The 22816-nt window shown below is 73.0% G+C and carries 22 protein-coding genes; 11 read left to right on the top strand and 11 right to left on the bottom strand.

The features are described from left to right. Window positions 1–214 precede the first annotated feature (214 nt). Entirely contained in the window at window positions 215–1297 is a 1083-nt protein-coding gene (locus tag AB0L34_RS17595; RefSeq protein WP_363705476.1) for a putative sulfate exporter family transporter, read from the bottom strand. A gap of 116 nt (window positions 1298–1413) precedes the next feature. On the opposite strand from AB0L34_RS17595, the gene AB0L34_RS17590 reads away from it, so the two are divergent. Continuing rightward, window positions 1414–2328 carry a LysR family transcriptional regulator gene (locus AB0L34_RS17590; protein WP_363705475.1) on the top strand — a complete coding sequence of 305 codons (915 nt, stop codon included), beginning with the start codon at window positions 1414–1416 and terminating at the stop codon, window positions 2326–2328. Between the two features lie 98 nt (window positions 2329–2426). On the opposite strand, the gene katG is transcribed toward AB0L34_RS17590, so the two are convergent. The 4 genes from katG to AB0L34_RS17570 all read right to left on the bottom strand — a co-directional run bounded on the left by katG (window position 2427) and on the right by AB0L34_RS17570 (window position 7142). Further along, complete coding sequence (gene katG, locus AB0L34_RS17585; protein WP_363705474.1) at window positions 2427–4703, bottom strand: catalase/peroxidase HPI; 2277 nt, start codon at window positions 4701–4703, stop codon at window positions 2427–2429. Window positions 4704–4726: 23 nt separating this feature from the next. Continuing rightward, window positions 4727–5155 carry a Fur family transcriptional regulator gene (locus AB0L34_RS17580; protein ID WP_357457988.1) on the bottom strand — a complete coding sequence of 143 codons (429 nt, stop codon included), beginning with the start codon at window positions 5153–5155 and terminating at the stop codon, window positions 4727–4729. A gap of 107 nt (window positions 5156–5262) precedes the next feature. After that, the gene (prfH, locus tag AB0L34_RS17575; protein ID WP_363705473.1) at window positions 5263–5952 is read right to left on the bottom strand and encodes a peptide chain release factor H; all 690 of its coding nucleotides are present in this window, start codon (window positions 5950–5952) and stop codon (window positions 5263–5265) included. Further along, a complete protein-coding gene (locus AB0L34_RS17570) occupies window positions 5949–7142 on the bottom strand; it encodes an RNA ligase RtcB family protein (RefSeq protein ID WP_363705472.1) in 1194 nt (397 codons plus the stop codon). Before AB0L34_RS17570 ends, prfH begins: the two co-directional genes overlap by 4 nt. Window positions 7143–7367: 225 nt before the next feature. On the opposite strand from AB0L34_RS17570, the gene AB0L34_RS17565 reads away from it, so the two are divergent. The 6 genes from AB0L34_RS17565 to AB0L34_RS17540 all read left to right on the top strand — a co-directional run bounded on the left by AB0L34_RS17565 (window position 7368) and on the right by AB0L34_RS17540 (window position 12259). Further along, complete coding sequence (locus tag AB0L34_RS17565; RefSeq protein ID WP_363705471.1) at window positions 7368–8348, top strand: DUF2804 domain-containing protein; 981 nt, start codon at window positions 7368–7370, stop codon at window positions 8346–8348. Window positions 8349–8429: 81 nt separating this feature from the next. Continuing rightward, window positions 8430–9476, top strand: coding sequence for a hypothetical protein (locus AB0L34_RS17560; RefSeq protein ID WP_363705470.1), 1047 nt, complete (start codon window positions 8430–8432; stop codon window positions 9474–9476). 124 nt (window positions 9477–9600) lie between these two features. Next, complete coding sequence (locus tag AB0L34_RS17555) at window positions 9601–9945, top strand: PadR family transcriptional regulator (protein WP_363705469.1); 345 nt, start codon at window positions 9601–9603, stop codon at window positions 9943–9945. Beyond that, the gene (locus AB0L34_RS17550; protein ID WP_363705468.1) at window positions 9942–11003 is read left to right on the top strand and encodes a hypothetical protein; all 1062 of its coding nucleotides are present in this window, start codon (window positions 9942–9944) and stop codon (window positions 11001–11003) included. Before AB0L34_RS17555 ends, AB0L34_RS17550 begins: the two co-directional genes overlap by 4 nt. Before the next feature lie 60 nt (window positions 11004–11063). Further along, the gene (locus tag AB0L34_RS17545) at window positions 11064–11252 is read left to right on the top strand and encodes a hypothetical protein (RefSeq protein WP_350706072.1); all 189 of its coding nucleotides are present in this window, start codon (window positions 11064–11066) and stop codon (window positions 11250–11252) included. A 173-nt stretch (window positions 11253–11425) separates the two neighbouring features. After that, window positions 11426–12259 carry a MerR family transcriptional regulator gene (locus tag AB0L34_RS17540; protein WP_363705467.1) on the top strand — a complete coding sequence of 278 codons (834 nt, stop codon included), beginning with the start codon at window positions 11426–11428 and terminating at the stop codon, window positions 12257–12259. A gap of 138 nt (window positions 12260–12397) precedes the next feature. Here AB0L34_RS17540 and AB0L34_RS17535 read toward each other — a convergent pair whose 3' ends face one another. Further along, window positions 12398–13717: a cytochrome P450 gene (locus tag AB0L34_RS17535; protein WP_363705466.1), complete on the bottom strand. Its 1320-nt coding sequence runs from the start codon at window positions 13715–13717 to the stop codon at window positions 12398–12400. Between the two features lie 15 nt (window positions 13718–13732). Here AB0L34_RS17535 and AB0L34_RS17530 point away from each other — a divergent pair, with 15 nt between their 5' ends. After that, entirely contained in the window at window positions 13733–14416 is a 684-nt protein-coding gene (locus AB0L34_RS17530) for a transposase (RefSeq protein WP_363705465.1), read from the top strand. 14 nt (window positions 14417–14430) lie between these two features. Here the strand turns inward: AB0L34_RS17530 and AB0L34_RS17525 are convergent, their stop codons facing one another. Both AB0L34_RS17525 and AB0L34_RS17520 read right to left on the bottom strand, forming a co-directional pair. Beyond that, on the bottom strand, window positions 14431–15216 hold the full coding sequence (locus AB0L34_RS17525; protein WP_363705464.1) for an alpha/beta hydrolase: 786 nt from the start codon (window positions 15214–15216) through the stop codon (window positions 14431–14433). Window positions 15217–15371: 155 nt separating this feature from the next. Continuing rightward, a complete protein-coding gene (locus tag AB0L34_RS17520; protein ID WP_363705463.1) occupies window positions 15372–16646 on the bottom strand; it encodes an MFS transporter in 1275 nt (424 codons plus the stop codon). A 105-nt stretch (window positions 16647–16751) separates the two neighbouring features. Between AB0L34_RS17520 and AB0L34_RS17515 the strand changes: the two genes are divergently transcribed. Beyond that, window positions 16752–17315 carry an adenylate kinase gene (locus AB0L34_RS17515; RefSeq protein WP_363705462.1) on the top strand — a complete coding sequence of 188 codons (564 nt, stop codon included), beginning with the start codon at window positions 16752–16754 and terminating at the stop codon, window positions 17313–17315. A gap of 79 nt (window positions 17316–17394) precedes the next feature. Then, window positions 17395–18051: a M23 family metallopeptidase gene (locus AB0L34_RS17510; RefSeq protein WP_363705461.1), complete on the top strand. Its 657-nt coding sequence runs from the start codon at window positions 17395–17397 to the stop codon at window positions 18049–18051. 37 nt (window positions 18052–18088) lie between these two features. On the opposite strand, the gene AB0L34_RS17505 is transcribed toward AB0L34_RS17510, so the two are convergent. The 3 genes from AB0L34_RS17505 to bla all read right to left on the bottom strand — a co-directional run bounded on the left by AB0L34_RS17505 (window position 18089) and on the right by bla (window position 21397). After that, complete coding sequence (locus AB0L34_RS17505) at window positions 18089–19717, bottom strand: isovaleryl-CoA dehydrogenase (protein ID WP_363705460.1); 1629 nt, start codon at window positions 19715–19717, stop codon at window positions 18089–18091. After that, on the bottom strand, window positions 19714–20289 hold the full coding sequence (locus AB0L34_RS17500) for a TetR/AcrR family transcriptional regulator (RefSeq protein ID WP_363705459.1): 576 nt from the start codon (window positions 20287–20289) through the stop codon (window positions 19714–19716). Before AB0L34_RS17500 ends, AB0L34_RS17505 begins: the two co-directional genes overlap by 4 nt. Window positions 20290–20428: 139 nt before the next feature. Beyond that, window positions 20429–21397: a class A beta-lactamase gene (gene bla / locus AB0L34_RS17495; RefSeq protein WP_363705458.1), complete on the bottom strand. Its 969-nt coding sequence runs from the start codon at window positions 21395–21397 to the stop codon at window positions 20429–20431. Between the two features lie 301 nt (window positions 21398–21698). On the opposite strand from bla, the gene AB0L34_RS17490 reads away from it, so the two are divergent. Next, window positions 21699–22598, top strand: coding sequence for a hypothetical protein (locus AB0L34_RS17490; protein ID WP_363705457.1), 900 nt, complete (start codon window positions 21699–21701; stop codon window positions 22596–22598). Window positions 22599–22816 lie beyond the last annotated feature (218 nt).

Below are 22816 nucleotides of genomic sequence, written 5' to 3'. Positions count from 1 at the left end.
ACCCCACGTACAGGCGCATCCGATCCTCCCCACCGCTCGACGGCCCGCGCGGGGCAGGCCCGCGCCCGCGTACGGTATCCGGCCGGGCGACCCCGGCTCCGCGCACACCCGCCGGCTCGGCCTTCGGCTCGCGCCCGACGTCGGGCCGTCCGCCCCTCGCGCGTTCCCCGACCCGCCGTCGGCCGCCCCGGGCAGCGGCACGGGCTGTCGGCCGTCAGCGGGCGAGGAGTCGCACGCCGACGTAGGCGGTGGCGGCCACCAGGACCCAGCTCGCCAGTCCCAGTGCCAGGGTGCGGCCGCCGGTGCGCCGGAGGGTCGGCAGGTGGATGCCGGTGCCGAGCCCGAACAGCGCGGCGACGAGGAGCACGTGCTGCACGTGGCGCGCGGCGTCCGCCAGCGGGTCCGGGACCAGTGGGGTGCTGGCGAGGCCGACCGCGACCAGGAACCCGACGACGAACAGCGGTACCGCGGGTGGCCGGCGGCCCGACCCGGCCGGTGCGCTTCTCGCGGCGCGGCGAGCGGTGACGGCCACCGCGGCCACGAGAGGCGCGAGGAGCGCGACCCGCGCCAGCTTCACCGTGACGGCGGTGGTGAGCGCACCGGGCACCTGGTTGGCGGTGGCTACCGTCTGCCCGACGTCGTGGACGCTGGCGCCGACCCATTCGCCGAACGCGACCGGGTCCAGGGCCAGCGGGCCGCGCAGCAGCGGCAGCAGGGCGATCGCGAGGGTGCCGCACAGTGTGACCAGCGCCACCGCGGCGGGGACGTCGTCGTCCTCGGTGTCCGTCACCTTCTCCATCGCCGCGATGGCGGAGGCGCCGCAGATGCTGAAGCCGGTGGCGACCAGCAGCGAGCGGGCGGGGGACACGCCGAGCAGTCGTCCGAGCAGCCGGGTGCCGGCGAAGGTGACCGCGACGGTGCCCACCACCACGGCGAGGCCGGGGACGCCGATCTGCGCCAGGTCGCCGAGGCTCAGTTGCAGGCCGAGGAGCACCACCGCGAGCCGGAGCAGGGGTCCGGCGGCCAGCCGGGTGCCGGCATGCAACACCGGGCGGTGCACGCCGAGATTGACCACGACCATCCCGAGCGCCACGGCGACCGTCGACGCGGGCACGGCCGGCAGCATGCGCGTGACGGCGAACGCCACCGCGGTGGCCGCGGCGACCAGGAGCAGTCCGGGGACGGCGCCCGGCAGCCGGCGCGGTTCCGACCCGGGTGGGTGCGTTCGACCGTTCCCGCACCGGCGGCCGGCGCCGCGTGCCGTGAGGGTGGATCTGCTCGGGTCTTCGTCGACCACCGTGCCTCCCGGAAAGTGAGATCCCCTTGACAGTGCCGCAGCGGTGGCCGGGTCGGTAGGTGGCTCCGTGTGATGGGCTCATCAGGGCGGCTGATGGGTCGGCGTAGTGTCTGGGCGTGGAGTTGTCGCGGGTGCCGGATCTGGACGCGCTCGAGCTGTTGCTGCTGGTGGATGCCACCGGAAGCCTCGGCCGGGCGGCACAGGCGCGGGGGATCGGGCAGCCGGCCGTCACGGCCCGGGTCCGCACCATGGAGCGGCTCGTCGGTTTCCCCCTGGTCGAGCGGGGTCCCCGTGGATCCACGCTCACGCCCGAGGGGCGGCTGGTGGCCGACTGGGCACGCGACGTGCTGCAGGCGGCTGCGACACTCGACGCCGGCATCCGCTCGTTGCGGGCGGAGCGGGACGTACGGCTGCGGGTCGCGGCGAGTCTCACCGTGGCGGAGCACCTGTTGCCGACGTGGCTCGTCCGGCTCGCCGCGCAGCGGCCGCAGACCGCCGTCAGCCTGCACGCGATGAACTCCACGGACGTCGCACGGGCGGTCGGCGACGGCACGGCGGACCTCGGCTTCGTGGAGGGGCCGCGCGTGCCCACCGGGCTGGACTCGCGCATCGTCGCCCGCGACGAACTCACCGTCGTGACGCATCCGCGCCACCCGTGGGCGCGGCGGCGCCGGCCGGTCGACGCCGCCGAACTCGCCGCGACCCGACTGGTGCAGCGGGAGCCCACCTCCGGCACCCGGCACGCCCTGGAAACAGCCCTGCGCAGCCACGCGCCGCTCGCCCCGCCACTGCTGGAGCTGTCCACCACGAGCGCGATGCGCGCGGCGGTCGCCGCCGGCGCCGGCCCCGCCGTCCTGAGCAACCTGGCCATCGACGACGAGGTGGCCGCCGGACGTCTCGTCCGGGTCCCGGTGACCGGCGTGGATCTCAGCCGGCCCCTCCGCGCGGTCTGGCCGGCCGGTCAGCGCCCGACCGGACCGGCCCGGGACCTTCTCGCCATCGCGGCTCGACGCGGTCGAGGACCTGGCTGATCCGGCGCGGGCGCATCGATGACGCGGGCCACGGCCGGCCACCCCGCGGGACGCAGAGGGCCCGGGTCACGTCCTCGGTGACCCGGGCCCTCTGCGCATCAGGCGATGTCGTACCGGTCCAGGTTCATGACCTTGACCCACGCCGCGACGAAGTCGGTGACGAACTTGTCGTGCGCGTCCTGGCTGGCGTAGACCTCCGCGAGTGCCCGTAGCTGGGAGTTGGAGCCGAAGATGAGGTCGACCGCGGTGGCGGTCCACTTCACCTCATCGGTGGCCAGGTCCCGGATCTCGTACACGTGCTCGGCGGACTCCGACGCCTTCCACCGAGTGCCCGGGGAGAGCAGGTTGGTGAAGAAGTCGTTGGTGAGCACGCCGGGCCGGTCGGTGAGGACGCCATGCTGCGTGCCACCGACGTTGGCACCGAGGGAGCGCAGGCCGCCGACGAGGACGGTCATCTCGGGCGCGGTCAGGTTGAGCATGTAGGCACGGTCGAGGAGCAGTACCTCCGGCTGGGTCTTCTCGCCGGGGCGCAGGTAGTTGCGGAACCCGTCGGCGCGCGGCTCGAGGACCCGGAAGGACTCGACATCGGTCTGCTCGGCAGTGGCGTCGGTGCGGCCCGGGTGGAACGGCACGGTCACCTCGACGCCGGCGTCGCGCGCCGCCTTCTCGACGGCGGCCGAGCCGGCCAGCACGATCAGGTCCGCGAGCGAGATCTTCGCGCCGCCGGCGGAGTTGAACTCGCGCTGGATGCCCTCGAGGGTCTCCAGGACCGTCGCGAGCTGCTCGGGCTGGTTGACCTCCCAACTGCGCTGCGGTTCGAGACGGATTCGCGCGCCGTTGGCACCGCCACGCTTGTCGGTGGACCGGAAGCTGGCGGCCGAGGCCCAGGCGGTCGTGACCAACTGGGCGGTCGTGAGACCGGACTCCAGGACCTTCGCCTTGAGGGTGGCGACGTCGGCGTCACCCACGAGTTCGTGGTCGACGGCCGGCACCGGGTCCTGCCACAGCTGGGGCTCCGGCACCCACGGTCCGAGGAAACGGCTGACCGGGCCCATGTCGCGGTGCAGCAGCTTGTACCAGGCCTTGGCGAACGCCAGCGCGAACTCGTCGGGGTTCTCCAGGAAGCGCCGTGAAATCTTCTCGTACGTCGGGTCGACGCGCAGCGCGAGGTCGGTGGTGAGCATCGTCGGCTTGTGTTTCTTCGACGGGTCGTGGGCGTCCGGGATGATCGCCTCGGCGTCCTTGGCGACCCACTGCTTCGCGCCGCCCGGGCTCGTGGTGAGTTCCCACTCGTAGCCGAAGAGGATCTCGAAGAAGCGGTTGCTCCACTGCGTCGGCCGGTCGGTCCACGTCACCTCGAGACCGCTGGTGATCGTGTCCGCGCCCTTGCCGCTGCCGTAGGTGCTCAGCCAGCCCAGGCCCTGCGCCTCCAGCGGGGCGGCCTCGGGCTCGGGACCCACGTGGTCGTCGGCGACGCCGGCGCCGTGGGTCTTGCCGAAGGTGTGGCCACCGGCGATGAGGGCGACGGTCTCCTCGTCGTTCATCGCCATCCGGGCGAAGGTCTCCCGGATGAAATGCGCCGCCGCAGCCGGGTCCGCGTTGCCGCGGGGGCCCTCCGGGTTGACGTAGATGAGCCCCATCTCGGTCGCCCCGAGGCCGGCCGCCATCTCCTTCTCGGAGACGTAGCGTTCGTCGCCGAGCCAGGCGTCCTCCGGGCCCCAGAAGATCTCCTCGGGCTCCCAGACGTCCTCCCGACCGAAGCCGAATCCGAAGGTCTTGAAGCCCATCGACTCCAAGGCGACGTTGCCGGCGAGCACGAGCAGGTCGGCCCACGAGATCTTCTGGCCGTACTTCTGCTTGACCGGCCACAGCAGCCGGCGGGCCTTGTCGAGGTTGGCGTTGTCGGGCCAGCTGTTGAGCGGGGCGAACCGCTGACCACCGTCGCCGGCGCCACCGCGACCGTCGTGGATGCGGTAGGTGCCCGCGGCGTGCCAACTCATCCGGATCATCAGGCCGCCGTAGTGGCCGAAGTCGGCCGGCCACCAGTCCTGCGAGGTGGTGAGGACCTTGATGATGTCCTGCTTGAGGGCCTCGACGTCGAGCTTGGCGAACTCCTTGGCGTAGCTGAAGCTCTCGCCCAACGGGTTGCCCTTGGACGAGTGGGCACGCAACACCGAGAGGTCGAGCTGGTTGGGCCACCAGTCCCGGTTGGTGCGCGGACGACCTCCGGTCTTCGGGGCCGGCGAGTCGATCGCCGGGTTCTCGCTTTCACTTCCGTGCGCGGTCACGGAGTCGTGCGCGACCGGGCAGCCGGCCGCCGCCTTCTTGTCCACGCCCTGCGCGCTGGAGGGGCCGTTGTCCTGATTGTCGCTCATCTGCTTCCTTCCGAACTGGCGAATCACTGGGAGGTGCGTTCGGTCGCACAGTCGGGGCAGGTGCCCCAGTAGACGACCTCCGCCTCGTCGACTGTGAAGCCGTGGTCGTCGGAGGCGGTGAGACAGGGAGCGTGGCCGACAGCGCAGTCGACGTCGGCGATCGCGCCGCAGGAGCGGCACACGACATGGTGGTGGTTGTCCCCCACCCGGGACTCGTACCGGGCGGTCGCACCGGCAGGCTGGATGCGCCGCACCAGACCGGCGACGGTGAGCGCGCGCAGCACGTCGTACACCGCCTGGTGGGAGACCGTGGGCTGATCCGCCCGTACCAGGGCGATCACCGTGTCGGTGTCGACGTGCGGATGGTCGCGCAGCGCTGCGAGCACCGCCAACCGGGGCCGCGTCACGCGCAACGAGACCGCCCGCAGTTGAGTCTCGAGGTCGGACGTCATGTGGTGAACATAGTCCATTCTTTTGGAATGAATCTAGTTTTGCTCGGCTCAACCTGTGCCATGCCAAGGGCGACCAGGCGGGAAGAACAGCGGCGGTGGCACTGCGACTAGCGGGGCGCGTGTGGCCCGGTGGACCGTCCCCGTCGTTGGCGTGCCCCCTGCGGTGGGGCCGTGTCCTGTCCCGACGGGCTCGGGCGTTCGACCCGGGTGGGGTTGCCGCGGACGAGTTCGTCGTGGATGCGCCAGCGGGCGGTGGTGGCGGCGCTACGCGCGGTCTCGTCGCACTGCTCGACGCGTTGCCGCAGCAGTTGGACGGCGATGCGGCGGTTGAGGCTGAACTGCCGCTCGGTGTCGACCACGACGACGAGGCCCGTGGGGCGGTGGGTCGCCCGTGCCGCCGTGCTCGCCTTGTTCCGGTGCTGACCGCCGGGGCCGCCGGTACGGCAGGCGACGACGTCGACGTCCGCCTCCGTGAACGTCGTGGTCAGGGTGTCGACCTGGCACGGTCGGGCGGTGACGTACCAGTTCTTCCGGCCGGCGCTCGCCCGGTAGGGGCTGGGCGCCTGCCAGCACAGGGTCCCGGTCCACGAGGCGGCGAACGCCTCGGCGCCGGCACCGGAGATCCGGATCAGCGCCGACCGGTAGGTGTCGGGCCGGTCACCGGGCACGATCTGCGCCCGCCGGGTCGTCAGACCGTGCCGGGTGGCGTCGGCCTCCAGGCGACGCAGCAGCCGGGCCAGCGCCCAGGCGCACTCCTGCGGGCCGCGCCCGGCGGAGACGAGCAGGTGGACGCTCACGGCCGGCCTCGCTTGCGGCGGTTGTCCCGCCGGTCCGGTCGGGAGGTGGGCCCGACGTCGGGTGTCTTGTAGGTGACCAGCGGGACCGTGGTGGCCACGGGGGTGGCCAGGTCATGGTCGACGAGGTCGCTGACGACCTGCTCGATGCGCTTGTAGGCCGTGGGTGCCTCCTCGAAGAGCAACTGGCGGTCGCCGCACACCACCAGCGACCCGACCGGGGTGCGGCGCAGTTCCTCGACGGTGTGCTTGGCCCGGCCCCGGCGCAGGGCGTCGGCGCGGGACATCTTGCGGCCCGCCCCGTGCGCCACGGAATGGTTGGCCTCCGGGCCGGCGTGGCCGGCGACGAGGTAGGAGGGGGTGCCGCGCGTACCGGCGATGAGCACGTCGCGGCCGTCGCCCGGCGCCGCGCCCTTGCGGTGCAGGTAGATCCCGTCGCGGACCTCGACCAGGTTGTGGCACTGGTCGACGATCGGCTCGGTGGGCTCGGCCCCCAGCGCGTGGGCGACCCGGGCCGCCAGCAGCCGCCGGTTGAGCGATCCCCACCGTACGGCGTCGTCGTGCATGGCCAGGTAGGCGGCGGCGTCAGGGGTGGGGCCCGCGCCGTGGACCTCGGTGTGCGCCCGCAGGATCCGCTCACCCAGCCCTCGGGAACCGCTGTGGACGATGAGCACGAGGTCGCCGGCGGTGAGCCCGAGACGGCTCGCGTGGCCCGGCTCGAGGACGGTGTCGATCCGCGACAGCTCGACGAAGTGGTTACCCCGGCCGACCGTGCCGAGGCCCTCGACGTGACCGGCGGGAACGTCGCCCTCCACGACGGCCCATGCCGGGTCGTCGGCGTCCTGCTCGGGGTCCAGCGCGCGGTCGAGGTCGGGGAACCGGGCGGCGAGCCGCTCGGGTACGGGGCGCTTGAGCCTGATGGGAAACACGGCGATGCCGCAGCCGATGTCGGAGCCCACCAGGAACGGGTACAGCACGGTCGACGCCATGGCGGCGCCGATCGGGGCACCCTTGCCCGGGTGCAGGTCCGGCATGGCGGCGACGTGGATCATGCCGTCGAGGGCGGCCACCTGCTGGCACTGCGCCAGGGCGTCGGACTCGATCCAGCTGGTGGGGGAGGCGAACACGGTGACGGTGGCAGGGGCAGGGTTGGGCTGCGGCAGGGACTCCCGCCGCGAATGGTGTGGAGACAAAGACGCTCGCTTTTCGCTGAAAGGGACGGGCGGACGGCACGACGGCACCGGTCGGCGCCGTGGGGCCTGGGAGCAACGGGGGTGCTGTCCGTCAGAACGTCATGGGTCCCACCCTCCCGGAGCGCGGCGTGGGCGGCAAGCGACTTTCGGCGGCGCGGGCGGTGCTTCGACGGACGTCACGCCCGACTGCCGGCCGGGCCGCCGGCCGACCGGTACCCTGCCCCGGTGACGCGCGAGCGGGAGATCACCGAACCGGTCGACCTGTGCCTGCCCGACGGGCGGCTCAACCCGGCGGCGGTCGGCTGGAGCCGCAGACCGCTGCACCGGGCCAACCTGCGCGGCTGGGGACGGACCAAGCGGTGGGAGTACTGGGGCATCGTCACCCCCACGCACATCGTCGGCCTCGTCGCGTCGTCGCTGGACTACGCGGGCGTGCACAGCGTCTACGTCCTCGACCGCCGCACCGGCGTCGAGACCAACAAGGAGGCGGTGGTCCCGTTCGCCCGCCGCGCGCTGTTCCCGGCGGCCAGCGGCGCGGGCCGGGTACGCGCCGCCGGCGGCGGCCTGTCGATCGACATCGACCAGCGCCCGGACGGCAGCACGATCCGCGCCACCACGCCCGGCGTCCAGGTCGACCTGGAGGCGCTGCTGCCCGCGGAACACGAATCGCTCGGCGTCGTGGTGCCGTGGGACACCCGCCGGTTCCAGTACACCGTCAAGGACCTCGGCCGGCCCGTGCGCGGCACCCTGTGGGTGGGCGACACGGCGCACCCGGTCAGCGCGAAGGACTCGTTCGGCGTGCTCGACCACGGCCGCGGCAGATGGCCGTACGCGGTCCGGTGGAACTGGGCGGCGGGCAGCGGTCCCGGTCGATCCATCCAGTTGGGCGGCAGATGGACCGACGGCACCGGCTCCACCGAGAACGCCCTCTTCGTCGACGGGCGGCTGCACAAGATCGGCGCGGACCTGACCTGGCGCTACGACCGTACCGACTGGCTACGGCCCTGGCGGATCACCGGCGACCGGGTGGATGTGGAGTTCCACCCGTTCCACGAGCGGGTCGCCCGCACCAACCTCGGCGTGCTGGCCAACGAGACCCACCAGTGCTTCGGGCACTTCACCGGCTGGGCGCAGACCGACGACGGCGAGCGCACGGACCTCGACGGCCTCGTCGGCTGGGCGGAGGAAGCACGCAACCGCTGGTAGTCCGACGCGGACCGGCGTGCCGCGATGAGAGGATTGCCGGTGATGCGACGCAGTAAGGGAACCGCGCGGAGGTTGCCGCGCGTGGCGGGAGCGGCCGGCATCCTCGCCGTCCTGCTGGTGCCGGGCGCCGCGGCGGCGAACCCGTCGCCCGATCCGGTCCGGGGGACGCCGCTGTGCGAGGTGCGTGACGACCGGCTGACCGAGATCTCCGGCCTGGCCGCCACGGATGACGGGTACGTCGTGGTCAACGACGGCGCGGACGACGAGACCCGCCGGCGGATCTTCTTTCTCGACCATGACTGCGCCGTCGAGCGGACGGTGCCGTATCCGTCGCGGCCCCGCGACACCGAGGATCTCGCCGTCGGCGCGGACGGTACGGTCTGGGTGGCGGACATCGGCGACAACGACCGTTCTCGGCAGACGGTCGCGGTGTGGAAGCTGCCGCCGGGCGCCGACCGTCCGGTGCTGCACCGCATGGCGTATCCGGACGGCCCGCACGACGCCGAGGCCGTGCTCGTGACCGGCGACGGCCGGCCGGTGATCGTGACCAAGTACTCGGCCAACCTGTACGCCCCGAGCGGCCCACTGCGACCGGGCGCGACCGTGCCACTGGCGAAGGTGGGACAGGTCCGGTTGCCGGCCTCCACGACGAGCAACCCGTTCTCGGTGCTCGGCCGGACAGCGGTCACCGGCGCCGCCACCGCGGCGGACGGGCGCAGGATAGTGCTGCGCACCTATGCCGACGCGTACGAGTTCGACGTCGCCGACGGCGACGTGGTCACCGCGCTGACCAGCGGGACCCCACGGGTCGTCCCGCTACCCGACGAGCCGCAGGGCGAGTCGATCACCTACAGCCGCGACGGGCGGTATCTGCTCACCGTGTCCGAGACCGCCGGCCGGCCGCCGGGAACAAGGGCGGACCTCCTCCGCTACGCCCTGGCCGCGGCCGACCCGTCGACAGCGCCGGTTGCCACCCCCGCGCCGACCGCGCGCGCCGCGGACGACGACAGGGCGGAACACCCCGACGACGTGGCCACGTTCATCGTGGCGGCCGGAGCACTCGGGCTGGCTCTGGTCGTCGTGGCGGGGGTCGTGGTGGCCCGTTCCCGGCGGGCCAGGTCGCGCTAACCGTCCTGGCCCGGTCGGTCGAGGCGGCGGACCCCGGACCTCACCCGGCGTTCGCCGGCCGCGTCAGCGTGCCTCCAGATATGTCCGGCTGGACGCATATCCTGTCTCCCGATATATTGTGGCCATGGCGACTCGACCGATGACCGAGGCGGCGTTCTTCGTCCTGACAGCGCTGGCCGGTGGGCCCTGCCACGGCTACGGCGTCGTGAACGAGGTGAAGGAGTTGTCGCGGGGGCGGGTGCACCTGAGGGTGGGCACGCTCTACGGCGTGCTCGACCGGCTCGTCACCGACGGTCTGGTGGAACTGGACCGCGAGGAGGTGCAGCAGGGTCGGCTCCGGCGGTACTACCGGCTGACCAGCTCCGGCGGGCGGGCGTTGGCGGAGGAAGCTGACCGCCAAGCCGCCAATGCCCGTGCGGCCGCTGAAAGGCTCGGTGTGTGGCGGCCCGCCGCCGGCGGTGCGGCATGACGAGCAGCCTGGAGCAGCGGTACCGCCGGCTGCTGACGCTTCTGCCAGCCTCCTATCGCCGGAGGTGGGAGGACGACATGGTCCGCACCTTCCTGGAGTGTGTCGGCGCTGAGGAAGACACCGAGGACGCCGCGTACCTCCGGGACCACGGCCGGCCGGACAGAGGCGAAGTCCTCAGCGTCCTGGCGCTTGCGACGCGGCTTCGGCTCGGCGGCGTCGGCGCCGAGCCGAGGTCGCGGCTCCGGGGCGATGCGATCCGCGCGGTGGCGCTGCTCGGCCTGCTCTTCCATGCCGTCACGGCGGCGGTGGAGATCGGCGTCATGCCCTGGCTCGCCGGCGACTTTCTGCCGCTGCCGACGCCGCCCACCGAGCCGGTGTTCGACCTGCCCGGTGCACCGTGGCGCCTGGCGTTCAATCCCCTTGGTCTGTTCGCGATCGCCGCGTTCGTCGCGCTCGCGGTGAATCAGCCCAGGCCGGCCCGCTGGTTGGCGGCGGTGCCCCTCGTCGCGGACTGGGTCGCCAGGACCTACGAGGCGATGTTCCTGCCTGGCGGCACGCCCCCCACCACCTGGCTCATCGTGCTCGTCAACACCGGCCTGGTGCTGGCGTTGGTGGCGTTCCATCGGGAGGCTCCGCCCGTGCGCACCCGGACCTGGATCCGTGCCTTCGTCGCCGGTGTCCTCCTGAGCCCCCTGTACGTCATCGGGATGTGGACACTTCCCGTGGAGCAGGAGCTGCGATTCGCCGCACTCGACTGGCCGGGCCTGTGCGCGTTGTCGGTGTCCGCAGCGGGTATCGCCTACCTCGTCCTGCGCGCGTCGGCAGTGGCCCGGGCAGCCCACTGGCCGCTGACTCTCCTGTTCCTGGGGCTTGCTGCCCTCGCGCTGCGCGGCGTGTCCGTCGCCGACTACGTCCTGCGGGACGGCGCATCTGCTGCCGTGACAGCGGTGTGCGCTGCCGAGGCAGCGATCCTGCTGGTGGTGTGCGCGCCGCTGGCGATACTGGCGCAGCGGGCCACCCGGGAACTCTCCGTGGACCCCGCCGACGTGCCGGGATGACGTGACACAGGCCATCAGACGGCCAGCGACCCATCGAGTTGTGCGAGAGGAGATCCCCTCATGTCGGAGCCTGACACGCCGCGCAGGACGCAGGATCCCGGCGGCGCGGAGAAGTACCGGCGGTTGCCGGCACGCGTACGCCTCGACCAGGTCGTGACCACCCAGGCCGCGACCCCGGCCGGCCTGTTGTGGCTGGCGACCTTGGGCGACACCGGGGGGTGTGGCGGCGGCGACGGCGACGGTGACTGAGGCGAAGCCCCCTCACGATCCCGCCGGTGGTGCCTGGGCGGGAAGAGTGGCCGGAGCCGCCGTTGCGGTAGGTGACGGGGGCGATGGCTGGCGCGACCGGTGGGTCATGCCGGCCGATGATCGACACTTGGCTGTTTGACCCCGCCCCTGGGGCGGAGGGCAGACTCCCGCCCATGCCACGGTGGTTGACGAGCGGTGAGTTCCTGAATCGGTCACGACTGAGCACGAAGGCGTTGCGCCTCTACGAGGAGCGGCAACTGCTGCGCCCGGCGCACGTCGACGCCCGGAACGGCTACCGGTACTACGGCGACGCGGAACTCGACCGGGCTCGCCGCATCACCCTGCTGCGCGCGATCGGCATGCCCGTGGCGGACGTTGCCGAGGTGCTCGGACTTCCCGGCCCGCAGGCGGTCGAGAGGGTGGAGGCGTACTGGCGCGACGCCGAGGCCGCGCACCACGCCCGTCGGCCGCTGGTGCGCCACCTGCTGGGTCTCCTCGACGATCGAGCGGCCCCGGGGGTCGCGTCCGGGGTTCGGTATCGCGACGTGCCCACCCAGAAGGTGATCTTCATCCAGCGACACGTGACCGCCGGTCGCCTTCCGTTCTTCCTGCCCGAAGCGACACGCCTGCTGTTCGACCACCTGACCGCCGCCGGCGGCACGCTGTCCGGGCCCGTGTTCGTCGCCTACCACGGCCTGGTCGCCGAGGACTCCGACGGGCCCGTCGAGGTGTGCGCCCCGACGGGTGATCCGGTGGAGCCCGAGGGGTCGGTGGGGGTCCGGATCGAGCGAGCCCACCGGCAGGCGTACGTGTCGCTGACGAAGACGGAGGCGGCCTACCCGGCGATCCTGCGGGCCTACGACGCGCTGGATTCGTGGCTCCGGGATCACGACCAGCGGCTGGGTGCGTCCGCGCGGGAGATCTACGACGAGAACTGGGCCACCGCGGCCGACGCTGAGCCGTGCGTCGATGTCGCCTTCCCCTGCCGACCGGCAACACCCCGGTAGGCCGCGACCCCTGTGCCGTCACCACGGCCGCCGGCGCGACGTGGTCCTGCTGGAGCGCCGCAGCCCCGTCATCACCTGAACCGGCCGGTTCCGCCCGACCGGGACGCACTGCACCCCGGTCGGCGGGGCGGGGCGTGATCAGCGGCGCCGCCAGCGGATCGGCAGGCGCTTGACGCCGCGCTGGAAGTTCGAGCGCAGGTAGTCGGGTGGGCCCGCGTACGTGACGCTGGCGGTGCGGGCAAGCAGTTCCTGGAGCAGCGCACGGAGCTGGCACCTGGCCAGGTGCGCGCCGAGGCAGAAGTGCGGCCCGTGACCGAAGACGAGGTGCGGGTTGGGGTGACGGGCGAGGTCGAGCCGGTCGGGCTCGGCGAAGACCCGTTCGTCGCGGTTGGCCGACGCGAACGAGACCACCACCTTGTCCCCGGCCCGCACCGGCACCCCGGCGACGGTGGTGTCCACCGTGGCGGTACGCCGGAACACCATCACCGGCGTCCACCAGCGCAGCAGTTCGTCGACCGCGGTGTCGAACAGTGCCGGGTCGCGGCGCAGCCGCGCCATCGCCGCCGGATGCTCCAGCAGGGCGATCATCGCGCCGGGCAGGCCGTTGCGGACGGTCTCGTTGCCGGCCACGGCGAACAGCCAGAACATGTTCTCGAACTCGTCCACCGAGAGCCGCTCGTCGCCGCGGTGCGCCAGCAGGATGGACATGACGTCCTGTCCCGGGTCGCGGCGCTTCGACTCCGCCAGCAGGTGCGCGTACGCGTAGAGGTCGGCCATGCCGGCCCTGGTGCGCGGATCCGGCATCCGGCCGTCGGCGTCCGGCACCGGCCGGTGCCGCAGTGCCTCGCGGGCCGCAGCGGTGCCGGCCCGCGGGTCGAAGGCGGCGGACACGGCGTAGTCCGGATCCTGGAAGCCGATCACCCGGTTCGACCAGTCGTACAGCAGCCAGCGGTCGCGCTCCGGCACCCCGAGCACGTCCGCGAGGGTGAGCAGCGGCAGGTCGGCGGCGAGGTCGCGGACGAAGTCGCAGCTGCCCTCGTCCGCGTCGCCGAGCGCGCGGTCGACGAGCGCCGCCGCGTTCGCGCGGATCGACGCCTCCAGGGCGGCGACCGCGCGCGGGGTGAACGAGCGGGCGACCGGCCGGCGCAGCCGGCCGTGCTCCGGCGGATCCATGTTGAGCATCATCCGCCGGACGTAACCCAGGTCCTCCGGGGTCGCCGGGTCGCGGATCTGGGTGGCGCCGAGTGCCGACGAGAAGAGCCCCGGCTGCCTGAGCACGGCCGTCACGTCGGCGTGCCGGAGCACCAGCCAGAAGCCCGGACCGCCGGGCAGCCCGAGCAGCGGCGGCTCCTCGACCCACAGCACCGGGCTGGTCGCGCGCAGCGTGGCGAGCAGGTCGTACGGAACGCCGTCGACGTAGGTGCGGGGATCGACCAGGGACGCCGCATCGAGGCTCACCGGATCACCGCCAGGATGCCCCGTCTTTCAGGGAGGGGAGGAATGGCGGACGCGTCGTCAACCACGACTGTCCCGTGTGGCGGGACTGGTCGTGTGCGGACGGCGTACAGGTGCCGGGCGTACCCGACCCCGGAGCAGGCGGTGATGCTGAGCCGCACGTTCGGGTGTGTACGCGTCGTCTGGAACCGCACTCTCGCCGCTCGTCACGCCCGCTGGCACGCCGAACGGAGATCCACCTCCTACGCGGAGACGGATCGGGCGCTGACCGAGATGAAGAAGCAGCCCGACCTGGCGTTCCTGGGTGAGGTGTCGTCGGTGCCGTTGCAGCAGACCCTGCGCCACCAGCACACCGCCATGACAGCTTTCTTCCAGAAACGAGCCCTGCTCACCTACAAGACGCACCGCGACGGCCGCACCCTCGCCATGGTGGACCGCTGGTACCCGTCGTCGAAGACGTGTTCGGCGTGCGGGCACCTGCTCGCCATGCTTCCCCTCGGCACACGCCACTGGGCGTGTCCGGGTTGCGGCACCCGGCATGACCGGGACGTCAACGCCGCCCAGAACATCGCCGTCGCGGCCGGGCTGGTCGAGACGCAGAACGCCTGCGGAGCGGACGTCAGACACGAAGGGCAACCTTCCGTGCGGTCTGCGGTGAACCAGGAACCCCAACCCGCGAGGGTGGGAATCCCGCGCCTTTAGGGCGGGGGAGGATGTCAATGCCCGAGGAAGTCCTCGAGCACCGTGACCAACCGCACCGGGGTCTCGTACATCGCGTAGTGCCCCGCGTTGGCGAGGACCTCCAGCCGGGCGTTCGGGTAGTGGCGCATCCAGGTCTCGCGCATCGTGTCGGCGCCCAGCGCCGGGTCGTGCTCGCCGACGACGGCGAGCGCCGGTACCTGGTTGCCCTTCACGTCGTCCGTGAAATCGGTACGCGCCCAGGCGGTGAGGTAGGCGCCGAACGCCTCCCGGGTGGACTGGTCGAGGGAGAACCGCACCATCTCGTCCAGCCAGCGGCCGGACAGCCGGTTGCCGGTGGTGAGGTCGATGATGGCGCGCCGGTTGCCCGGGTTGGCGGCGGCGCCGTCGAACAGGGCCCAGGACTGCAGGTCGAAGGGAACACCACCGGCCGGGACCGGGCTGATGCCGACGAGCCGTTCCACCCGTCCCGGCGCGTCGGCGAGCACCCGCTGGGCGGCGCTGCCGCCCATGGAGTGCCCGACCACCGAGAACGTGTCCCAGCCGAGGGAGTCGGCGAGGGCCAGGGCGTCACGGGAGATCTCGGCGATGCTGTGGTCGCCCGCGACCCCCGTGCGCGCGCCGTAGCCCCGGTAGTCCAGGAAGGCCCAGGTGAAGCGCTCCGCGTCGATCAGTTCCGGCAGCCAGCCCCAGCCCCGCGCCGACCCGAACCAGCCGTGCAGCGCCAGCACCCTGCGTGGCCCGTGCCCGACGGTGACCGGGCTCGCGTCGGAGTCACCGACGCTGGTGTGGCTGATCGACATGACGGCGACCCCTTTCGTTGTTGCGGCGCTGCGACCGAAGTGAACAACCTGAGGCCGACGAGGTGAAGCCTGGTGACGTGAAAGCGACCGTAGTCCGCGTGCGGGCCGAACGGAAGAGTGGTCGGCGGCGCCCCGAGGGACACCGGCGCGCCGGATCAGGTTGCGGACCGCTGAAGCTCCGGCTCGTGGGCGACCGGCTCCGAACCGGCTCGGCGGATGGGCGTGAACACTCCGCCGACCGCGACCAGGAGACACCCTGTTCCGGCGACGAGAGTCACCGCGGTGACGCCGTACCGGCCGGCGGCCCAGGTCAGCACCGCGGCACCGGCCGGGCCGAGCGAGTAGTGCGTGCTCCAGAAAGCCGACGTGACCCGCCCGAGCAGGTGATCGGGCGTGATCTCCTGGCGCAGCGACATCGAGCAGATCCCACCCACGCTGACGCCGCACAGGTATACCGCGGTCAGCACGGTGACGCCGTGCACGTCCCCGACGACGCCGATGCCGGCGATGGCGAGACCGGACATCGCCACCGCGCCGATCCAGGTGACGCCGAAGCCACGCCTGCGGCGTAACGGCGCCACCAGCAGCGCTCCGGCGATCGTGCCCAGCGCCGCCAGCCCGAGCACCGTGCCGACGGTGCCGTCGGAGCCGCCGAGGTCGTTCTTGACGTGGTAGATGAGCACGTCGGTGAAGCCGTACGTCAGGAAGATGAAGACCGACAGCAGGATGGTCAGCGAGCGGAGCACGGGCTGACGCCAGAGGAACCGAGCGCCGGCCAGGAACTCGGCCAGTCGCGTCTCCCGCCCCACCCCGTCGGTCCCTTCCCCCTCGGTGGGCTGCCGGAGCCGGACCAGCCAGAGGCCGGCGGCCGACAGGGCGAAACTGGCCGCGTTGATGGCGATGGCCGCCGTGGAACCGAACCGGGCGGACACCACTCCCGCGAGCAGCGGCCCGCCCACGGCCGCCGTCGCGTAGGTCGCCTGCAGCCGTCCGTTGGCTTCGGTGATCCGGTGTCGGTCGACGAGGTTGCGCACCGCGGTCACCGCGGCGACCTGGAACACCATGCCGGCCGCCTCGCAGATCGGCAGGACGACGAAGAGCAGCCAGATCTGTGGGCCGGCGAGCCAGGCCAGGGGAACGAGGGCGTAGAGCACCAGGCGGGCCAGGTCTGCGGCGATCATGAGTGTCCGTCGGTCGTACCGGTCGACCAGGACGCCGCCGAAGACCCCCGCGCCGACGGAGGCGGCGCCGGCCACGGCCGTGAGCAGGCCCATCTGGGCGACTGACCCGGTCGCGTGCAGCACGAGCAGCGGCACCGCGATGTAGGCGAACGAGTCACCGGCGGCGGAGAGCGACTGCGCCGCCCAGTACGCGCCGAAGTTGCGGTCACGCCACAAGGGTGGCTGGGCCGGACCGACGCGTTGGCTCATATCCGGCGAGGATAGTCCCGCCACCCCGGTCAGGCTGGCGAGCCTGACGGCGGGGTGGGACACGGTGGACCGGGCGGTGTGGCGCCGCCGACGTACGCTGCCGCGATGAGCGCTCCGTCGCGCATCCTCATCTACGCCGTGTACGGCGCCGGCAAGTCCACCCTGGCGGCGCGGCTGGCCCGGCACCTGGGGCTGCCGTGGTACCCCGTCGACGACCTGCTCTGGGAGCCCGGCTGGGTCGAGGTGCCGGTCGCGCAGCAGCGCAGCCGGATCGAGGCGATCTGCCGACGTGACCGATGGATCCTCGACGGCGCGTACCACGGGTGGCGGGACGTGGTGCTGGCCCGCGCCGACCTGGTCGTCGGCCTGGACTACCCGCGCTGGTGCTCCTTCGGGCGCCTGCTGCGTCGCACCGTCCGCCGGTTGCGGACGGGGGAGGAGATCTGCAACGGCAACCGCGAGTCGCTGGGTAGCGTGCTGTCCCGGGACTCGATCCTGGTGTGGCACCTCACCGCGTTCGGCCGGGCCCGGCGGCGGATGCGGGCCTGGCAGGCCGACCCGACCGGGCCGCCGGTGCTGCTGTTCCGCTCGCCGGCAGCCCTGGACCGGTGGTTGACCGACCTGCCCCACTCGGGAGACGGGGCCGGCACGCCCGGCTCACGTCGTTGACGGCGGTCCACCGGTAGAGTTTCGGGTGGCGACGCACAGGTGACACGGGAGGTTCACGATCTCCACTCTCGACCACGTCGTGCTCACGTTACCGTTCCGCGGCCCGTGGCTCGCGCGCAACAGCCCGGCCCGGCGCGTGCCGAGCCACGGCACCCACCTGTTCGCCACGACGTACGCCATGGACTTCGTCGCGGTGCGGGGCCGGCACACGGCGACCACGCGGGACTGGCGCTCGCTGTTGTCCACGGAGCCGGTGGAGCGGTTCTTCGCGTTCGGTCAGCCCGTCCTCGCGCCCGCCGCCGGCCGGGTGGTGTCGGTCCACGACGGCGAGGCGGACCACGTGGCGCGGCGGTCACCGCTCGCGCGGGTGCCCTACGCCCTGACCCAGGCGTCCCGGGCGCGCGGCGGCGCCGGCGCGCTCGCCGGCAACCACGTGATCCTCGAGCTGGAGGGCCGTCGTGCGTACGTCGTGCTCGCCCACCTGCGCGCCGGCTCGATCCGGGTGGGCGAGGGCGAGCCCGTCGCGGCCGGCCGGGAGGTGGCCGACTGCGGCAATTCGGGCAACTCCACGCAGCCGCACCTGCACATCCAGGTCATGGACTCCGCGGATCCGTTCGCCGCGCGTGGCCTCCCCATGTCCTTCCGGGACTATCGGGCGTGGCGCCGACCCGACGGGCCGCCGGTCGTGGTCGACCGGGGCATTCCTCAGGAGTCGGAGGTCGTCGAATCGCTGTGACGCGCCGGATCCGGATCGTGGGGGTGCCGCGGCGGCCTCAGCCCACCTTCGGCACGGCGCGGGAGATGATCGTGGCGAAGTCGACCCCGGGCGGCAGGGTGCCGAACGCGTGGCCGTGGTCCGCGCCGAGGCGCGAGGCGCAGAAGGCGTCGGCGACGGCGGGGTGGCCGTGCCGCACCAACAGCGAGCCCTGGAGGACCAGCGCCAGCCGTTCGACGACGCGGCGGGCCCGCAGTTCGAGGTCGCCGTGGTCGGCCAGGTCGGCCCGCACCTGTCGTACGGCGGCGTCGAGCCGCGGGTCGGCACCGGCGGCGGCGGTCACCTCGGCCTGGAACACCTCCATGACCTGTGGTTCCTTGGCGAGGGCGCGCAGGACGTCCAGCGCGGCGACGTTGCCGGAGCCCTCCCAGATCGAGTTCAGGGGCGACTCGCGGAACAGCCGCGGCATGCCGGACTCCTCGACGTAGCCGTTGCCGCCCAGGCATTCCAGGGCCTCGGCGGCGTGCGCCGGCCAGCGTTTGCAGACCCAGTACTTGCCGACGGCGAGGGCGAGCCGCTTGAACGCGGTCTCGTCGGCGTCACCACGCGCGGAGCGGTCGGTCGCCCCGGCGAGCCGCATCATCAGGACGGTGGCGGCCTCGGACTCGACCGCGAGGTCGGCGAGGACGTTGCGCATCAGCGGCTGGTCGACGAGGTACCGGCCGAAGGCCTGCCGGTGGGTGGCGTGGTGGACGGCGGTGAGCACGCCCTGGCGCATCCCGGCCGCCGCGCCGATGACGCAGTCGAGGCGGGTCAGGTTGACCATGTCGATGATGGTGCGCACGCCACGGCCCTCGTCACCGACGCGCCAGGCCACGGCGTGCTCGTACTCGACCTCCGCGGAGGCGTTGGACCGGTTGCCGAGCTTGTCCTTCAGGCGCATCAGCCGCATCGGGTTGCGCGTGCCGTCCGGGAGGACGCGCGGCACGAGGAAGCAGGTGAGCCCGCCCGGCGCCTGGGCGAGGGTGAGGAAGACGTCGCACATCGGCGCCGAGGTGAACCACTTGTGCCCGAGGAGCCGGTAGGTGCCGTCCGGCTCCGGGCGGGCGGTGGTGGCGTTGGCGCGTACGTCCGAGCCGCCCTGCTTCTCCGTCATCGACATGCCGGCCAGCAGCCCCCGCTTGCCGAGCGGCGCGCGCAGCCCGAAGTCGTACGTCGCGGCGGTGAGCAGCGGCTCGTACCGTGCGGCCAGCTCCGGGTTGTGCCGCAGCGCCGGCACCGCCGCGTACGTCATGGAGACGGGGCAGCCGTGCCCGGCGTCGGGGCGCCAGGTGTAGAACTTGGCGGCCCGGGCCACGTGTGCGCCGGGCCGGTCGTCCGCCCACGGCGCGGCGTGCAGCCCGTGCGTGACCGCGGTGCGCATCAGCTCGTGCCAGGCCGGGTGGAACTCCACCTCGTCGATCCGGTGGCCGTAGCGGTCGTGGGTGCGCAGGACCGGCGGGTGTTCGTTCGCCAGCCGCCCGTACTCGATCGCCTGCTCGGTGCCGCCGATCCGGCCGAGCTCGTGCAGCTCCGCGGTGGCCCACCCGGCACCCTCCCGGGCGAGCCCGTCGAGCAGCGCCGGGTCGTCCGCCGCGTCGTAGCCGGCCAGCGGGGGGACCTGGTTGAGAACCTCGTGCGTCGTCACGGCGATACTCCAATCGCACGGTGGATGAACGTGATCAGGCTGGGGATGGTGCTCGGGCCGGCGACCCCGGCCGCCAGCGGTCCGACCATCGCTTCGGCCAGGGCGCCGACGAGAGCGGTCGCGGTCAGCTCCGGGTCCTGCGGGGGCAGCTCACCGCTCGCCACGCCGGCCGCGACGTAGCCGGCGATCAGTTTGGCGTACGCCCGGCGGAAGACGAGCCGTTCGGCGTCGACCGCCGGGTCGACCGGCTCGGCGAGCAGGGCGTACGCCAACCGCGGGGACTGCAGCGCGCGGCCGGAGAACGTCTCGATGACGGCGGACACCTGCGCGGCGACCGTGGACTCCAGTGCTGCCGCGCGCGCGACCGCGTCCACCTCCCGCTGGGAGGCGGTGCGGAACACCTCGGCGAACAGGTCGGCCTTGGTGGGGAAGTGGCGGTAGACGCTGCCGGTCGCCATGCCGGCCCGCTCGGCGACGGCGGCGACCGAACAGCCGGCGTACCCGTGCCCGGCCATGATCTCCAGGGCGGCGACGATGATCCGGTCCCGGGACGCGCTCAGCCGAGCCTTCACACGGTCGGTGCTCCGGTAGACCACGCAAGAATTGAATCATCATTCAGACCTTGGCCACAAGGTGGCGGCGGGCGCGCGGCGCTGACCTCGGTGTCACCGTGGTGGTCACGATCGGCGTCAGCCGGCGGCGACGCACCGCTCAGGTGAGGGTGGCCACCGCGTACGCGGCCGCCTCGGCGATGACGGCCTGGTCGTACCCGGCGTCCCGGGTGGCCTTGCTGGACATGATCGAAACGACCAGTGGCGCGGCGCCCGGGGGCCACACGACGGCGATGTCGTTGACCGTGCCGTAGTCGCCGGTCCCGGTCTTGTCGGCCACGGTCCAACCCTTCGGTACGCCAGCCCGGACGCGTCGGGCGCCGGCGCCGGTGGCGTTGCGTTCCAACAGGTCCCGGAGAAAGGCGCGCTTGTCGGCCGGCAGCGCGTCACCCAGGACGATCCGCTGGTAGTCGGTGCCGATCGCCCGGGGAGACGTGGTGTCGCGCGGGTCTCCCGGGACGGCCGACACGATCTTGGGCTCGACCCGGTCCATCCGCGTGACCGTGTCGCCGAGGCCACGCACGTACGCCGTCAGTCGAGCCGGCCCGCCGAGGTCGCGGAGCAGGAGGTTGCCGGCCGTGCCGTCGCTGTAGCGGACGGCGGCGTCACAGACCTGACGGATCGTCATCCCGGTGGCGACGTGCCTCCTGGTGATGACGGCGCTCTTCATGAGGTCGTCCTCGGTGTACCTGACGACCGTGTCGAGATGCGACAGCGGGTTGTTCGCCAACACCGCTGCTGCCGCCAGTCCCTTGAACGTCGAGCAGAACGCGAACCGTTCGTCCGCCCGGTGGGCGACGGTGACGCCGGTGCCGGTGGCCAGGGCATACATCCCCAGGCGTACGTCGAACCTCCGTTCCAACTCGACCAGGCGTTCGTGACGGACCTCCGCCGCGGCGGTGGGGGCGGCGGGCGGGGAGGACGAGGGACCGGAGGGCGCGGCAGCGGAGGAGGGGGCAGCGGGCGGCTCTGCGTCCGCGCATCCGGCCAGTGGCGAGAGCGCCACCATGCCCAGCAGGGCGCGGCGGGTGACGGTCGGTGGCGACGGCACGTGACGGGTCGTCGACACTCCGTTCCCTGGACGCGCGGAACCGAGCCGACCCTCGGACTCCCCGCGGTCGGTCTGGCACGACCCGCACATCGGGTGGCCCGGACCACGCCGACATCCACGGCGGCACCGGCGGCCACCCGCCCACGGCGGCGGCCCGGACAGCTTCGCAAGATCTTCCACAGTGGGGTACACGCGTGGTCTCCCGGCGGCGGTTGCAACGCCGTCGCCGCGACGTGGTGCCGGGCACCAGCGGTGGCCGGGACCGGAGGCGGTACGCCGCCGGTACGGGAAGGGAACAGCGCCCTGGTGTGCTCGGCGCATGCGAGTTCCGAGATCCCGGCGGCGCGGACGGTGGCTGCGGGCCTGGCTGGCCGCCACGGCCGTCGCCGCCGTCGCGCTGCCGTTGGCCGGCTCGGCGGTCCCCGCGTCACCCGGCCGGACGGGCGGGGTGGGTGCCGACGACCGCCGGGTGCTGGGGCTGGCCGAGCAGCTCCTGACCCGGGAGTGCATGCGGCGGGCCGGGTTCGAGCTGTGGGTGGTGCCGCCCGCCCCCGCCGACCAGTTGCGCTCGTTCCCGTACGTGGTCGACGACGTCGCCTGGGCCCGGGCCCACGGGTTCGGCACCGACCTGGTGGCGGCGACCGACGAGCGCCGGCGAGCCGACCCCAACCAGCGGTACTTCGCCGCGCTGCCCGCCGAGCGTCGCGTCGCGGCGCTGGCCGCGCTCAACGGTGCGCGGCCGGAGGGGCTGGAGGCCCGGGTGCCGTCCGGCGGCGTGGTCCGGCGCAGCGCCGACGGGTGCACGTCCGAGGCACAACGGCAGCTCTACGGCGACCTGCCCGCCTGGTACCGGACGAGCAAGGTGGTCGCCAACCTGTCGTACCTGCGCCAGCGGCGGGTGCTCGCCGACCCGGCCTGGACGGCGGCGCTGCGGTCCTGGTCGCGTTGTGTGCGGCAGCAGGGATACCCGGTGGACACCCCCGACCAGCTGCGCGAGGCCGTGGTCACCCGGGGACGGGCGGCCGAGGTGGCCGCGGCGGTGACCGAGGCGCGCTGCGCCGCCGGTGGCCTGGCGGCCACCGCCCGCGAGCTGGACGCCCGCCACCGCGCGGACCTGACGGCGGCGTACCGGCGGGAGGTGGCGACCCGAGAGCGGCTGGAACAGGCCGCGGTGCCCCGGGCCCGGGCCGTGGTCGCCGCGGAATCCGCACGTCGATGACCCGCCCCCGGCGAGCGACGCCGGGGCGAGAAGGAGGATGAGATGAGACGCCTGTACGCGATCATGGCGAGCGTGGCGACGCTCGTCGTGATGGTGGCCGCCGCGCCGGCGGCCGCGTCGGCCTCGCCGGCACCGTCCGGCGCCGCCGCGTCCGCCGGCGCCACGGTGGCAGTGGCGGCCGACCGGGAGGGCCGGGCCGAGCGGGTCCCGCTGGCCCG

Origin of the sequence: Micromonospora sp. NPDC052213 (assembly GCF_040679695.1) — a bacterium.
Lineage (GTDB): Bacteria > Actinomycetota > Actinomycetes > Mycobacteriales > Micromonosporaceae > Micromonospora.
This window is presented reverse-complemented; position numbering and strand designations above follow the sequence as displayed.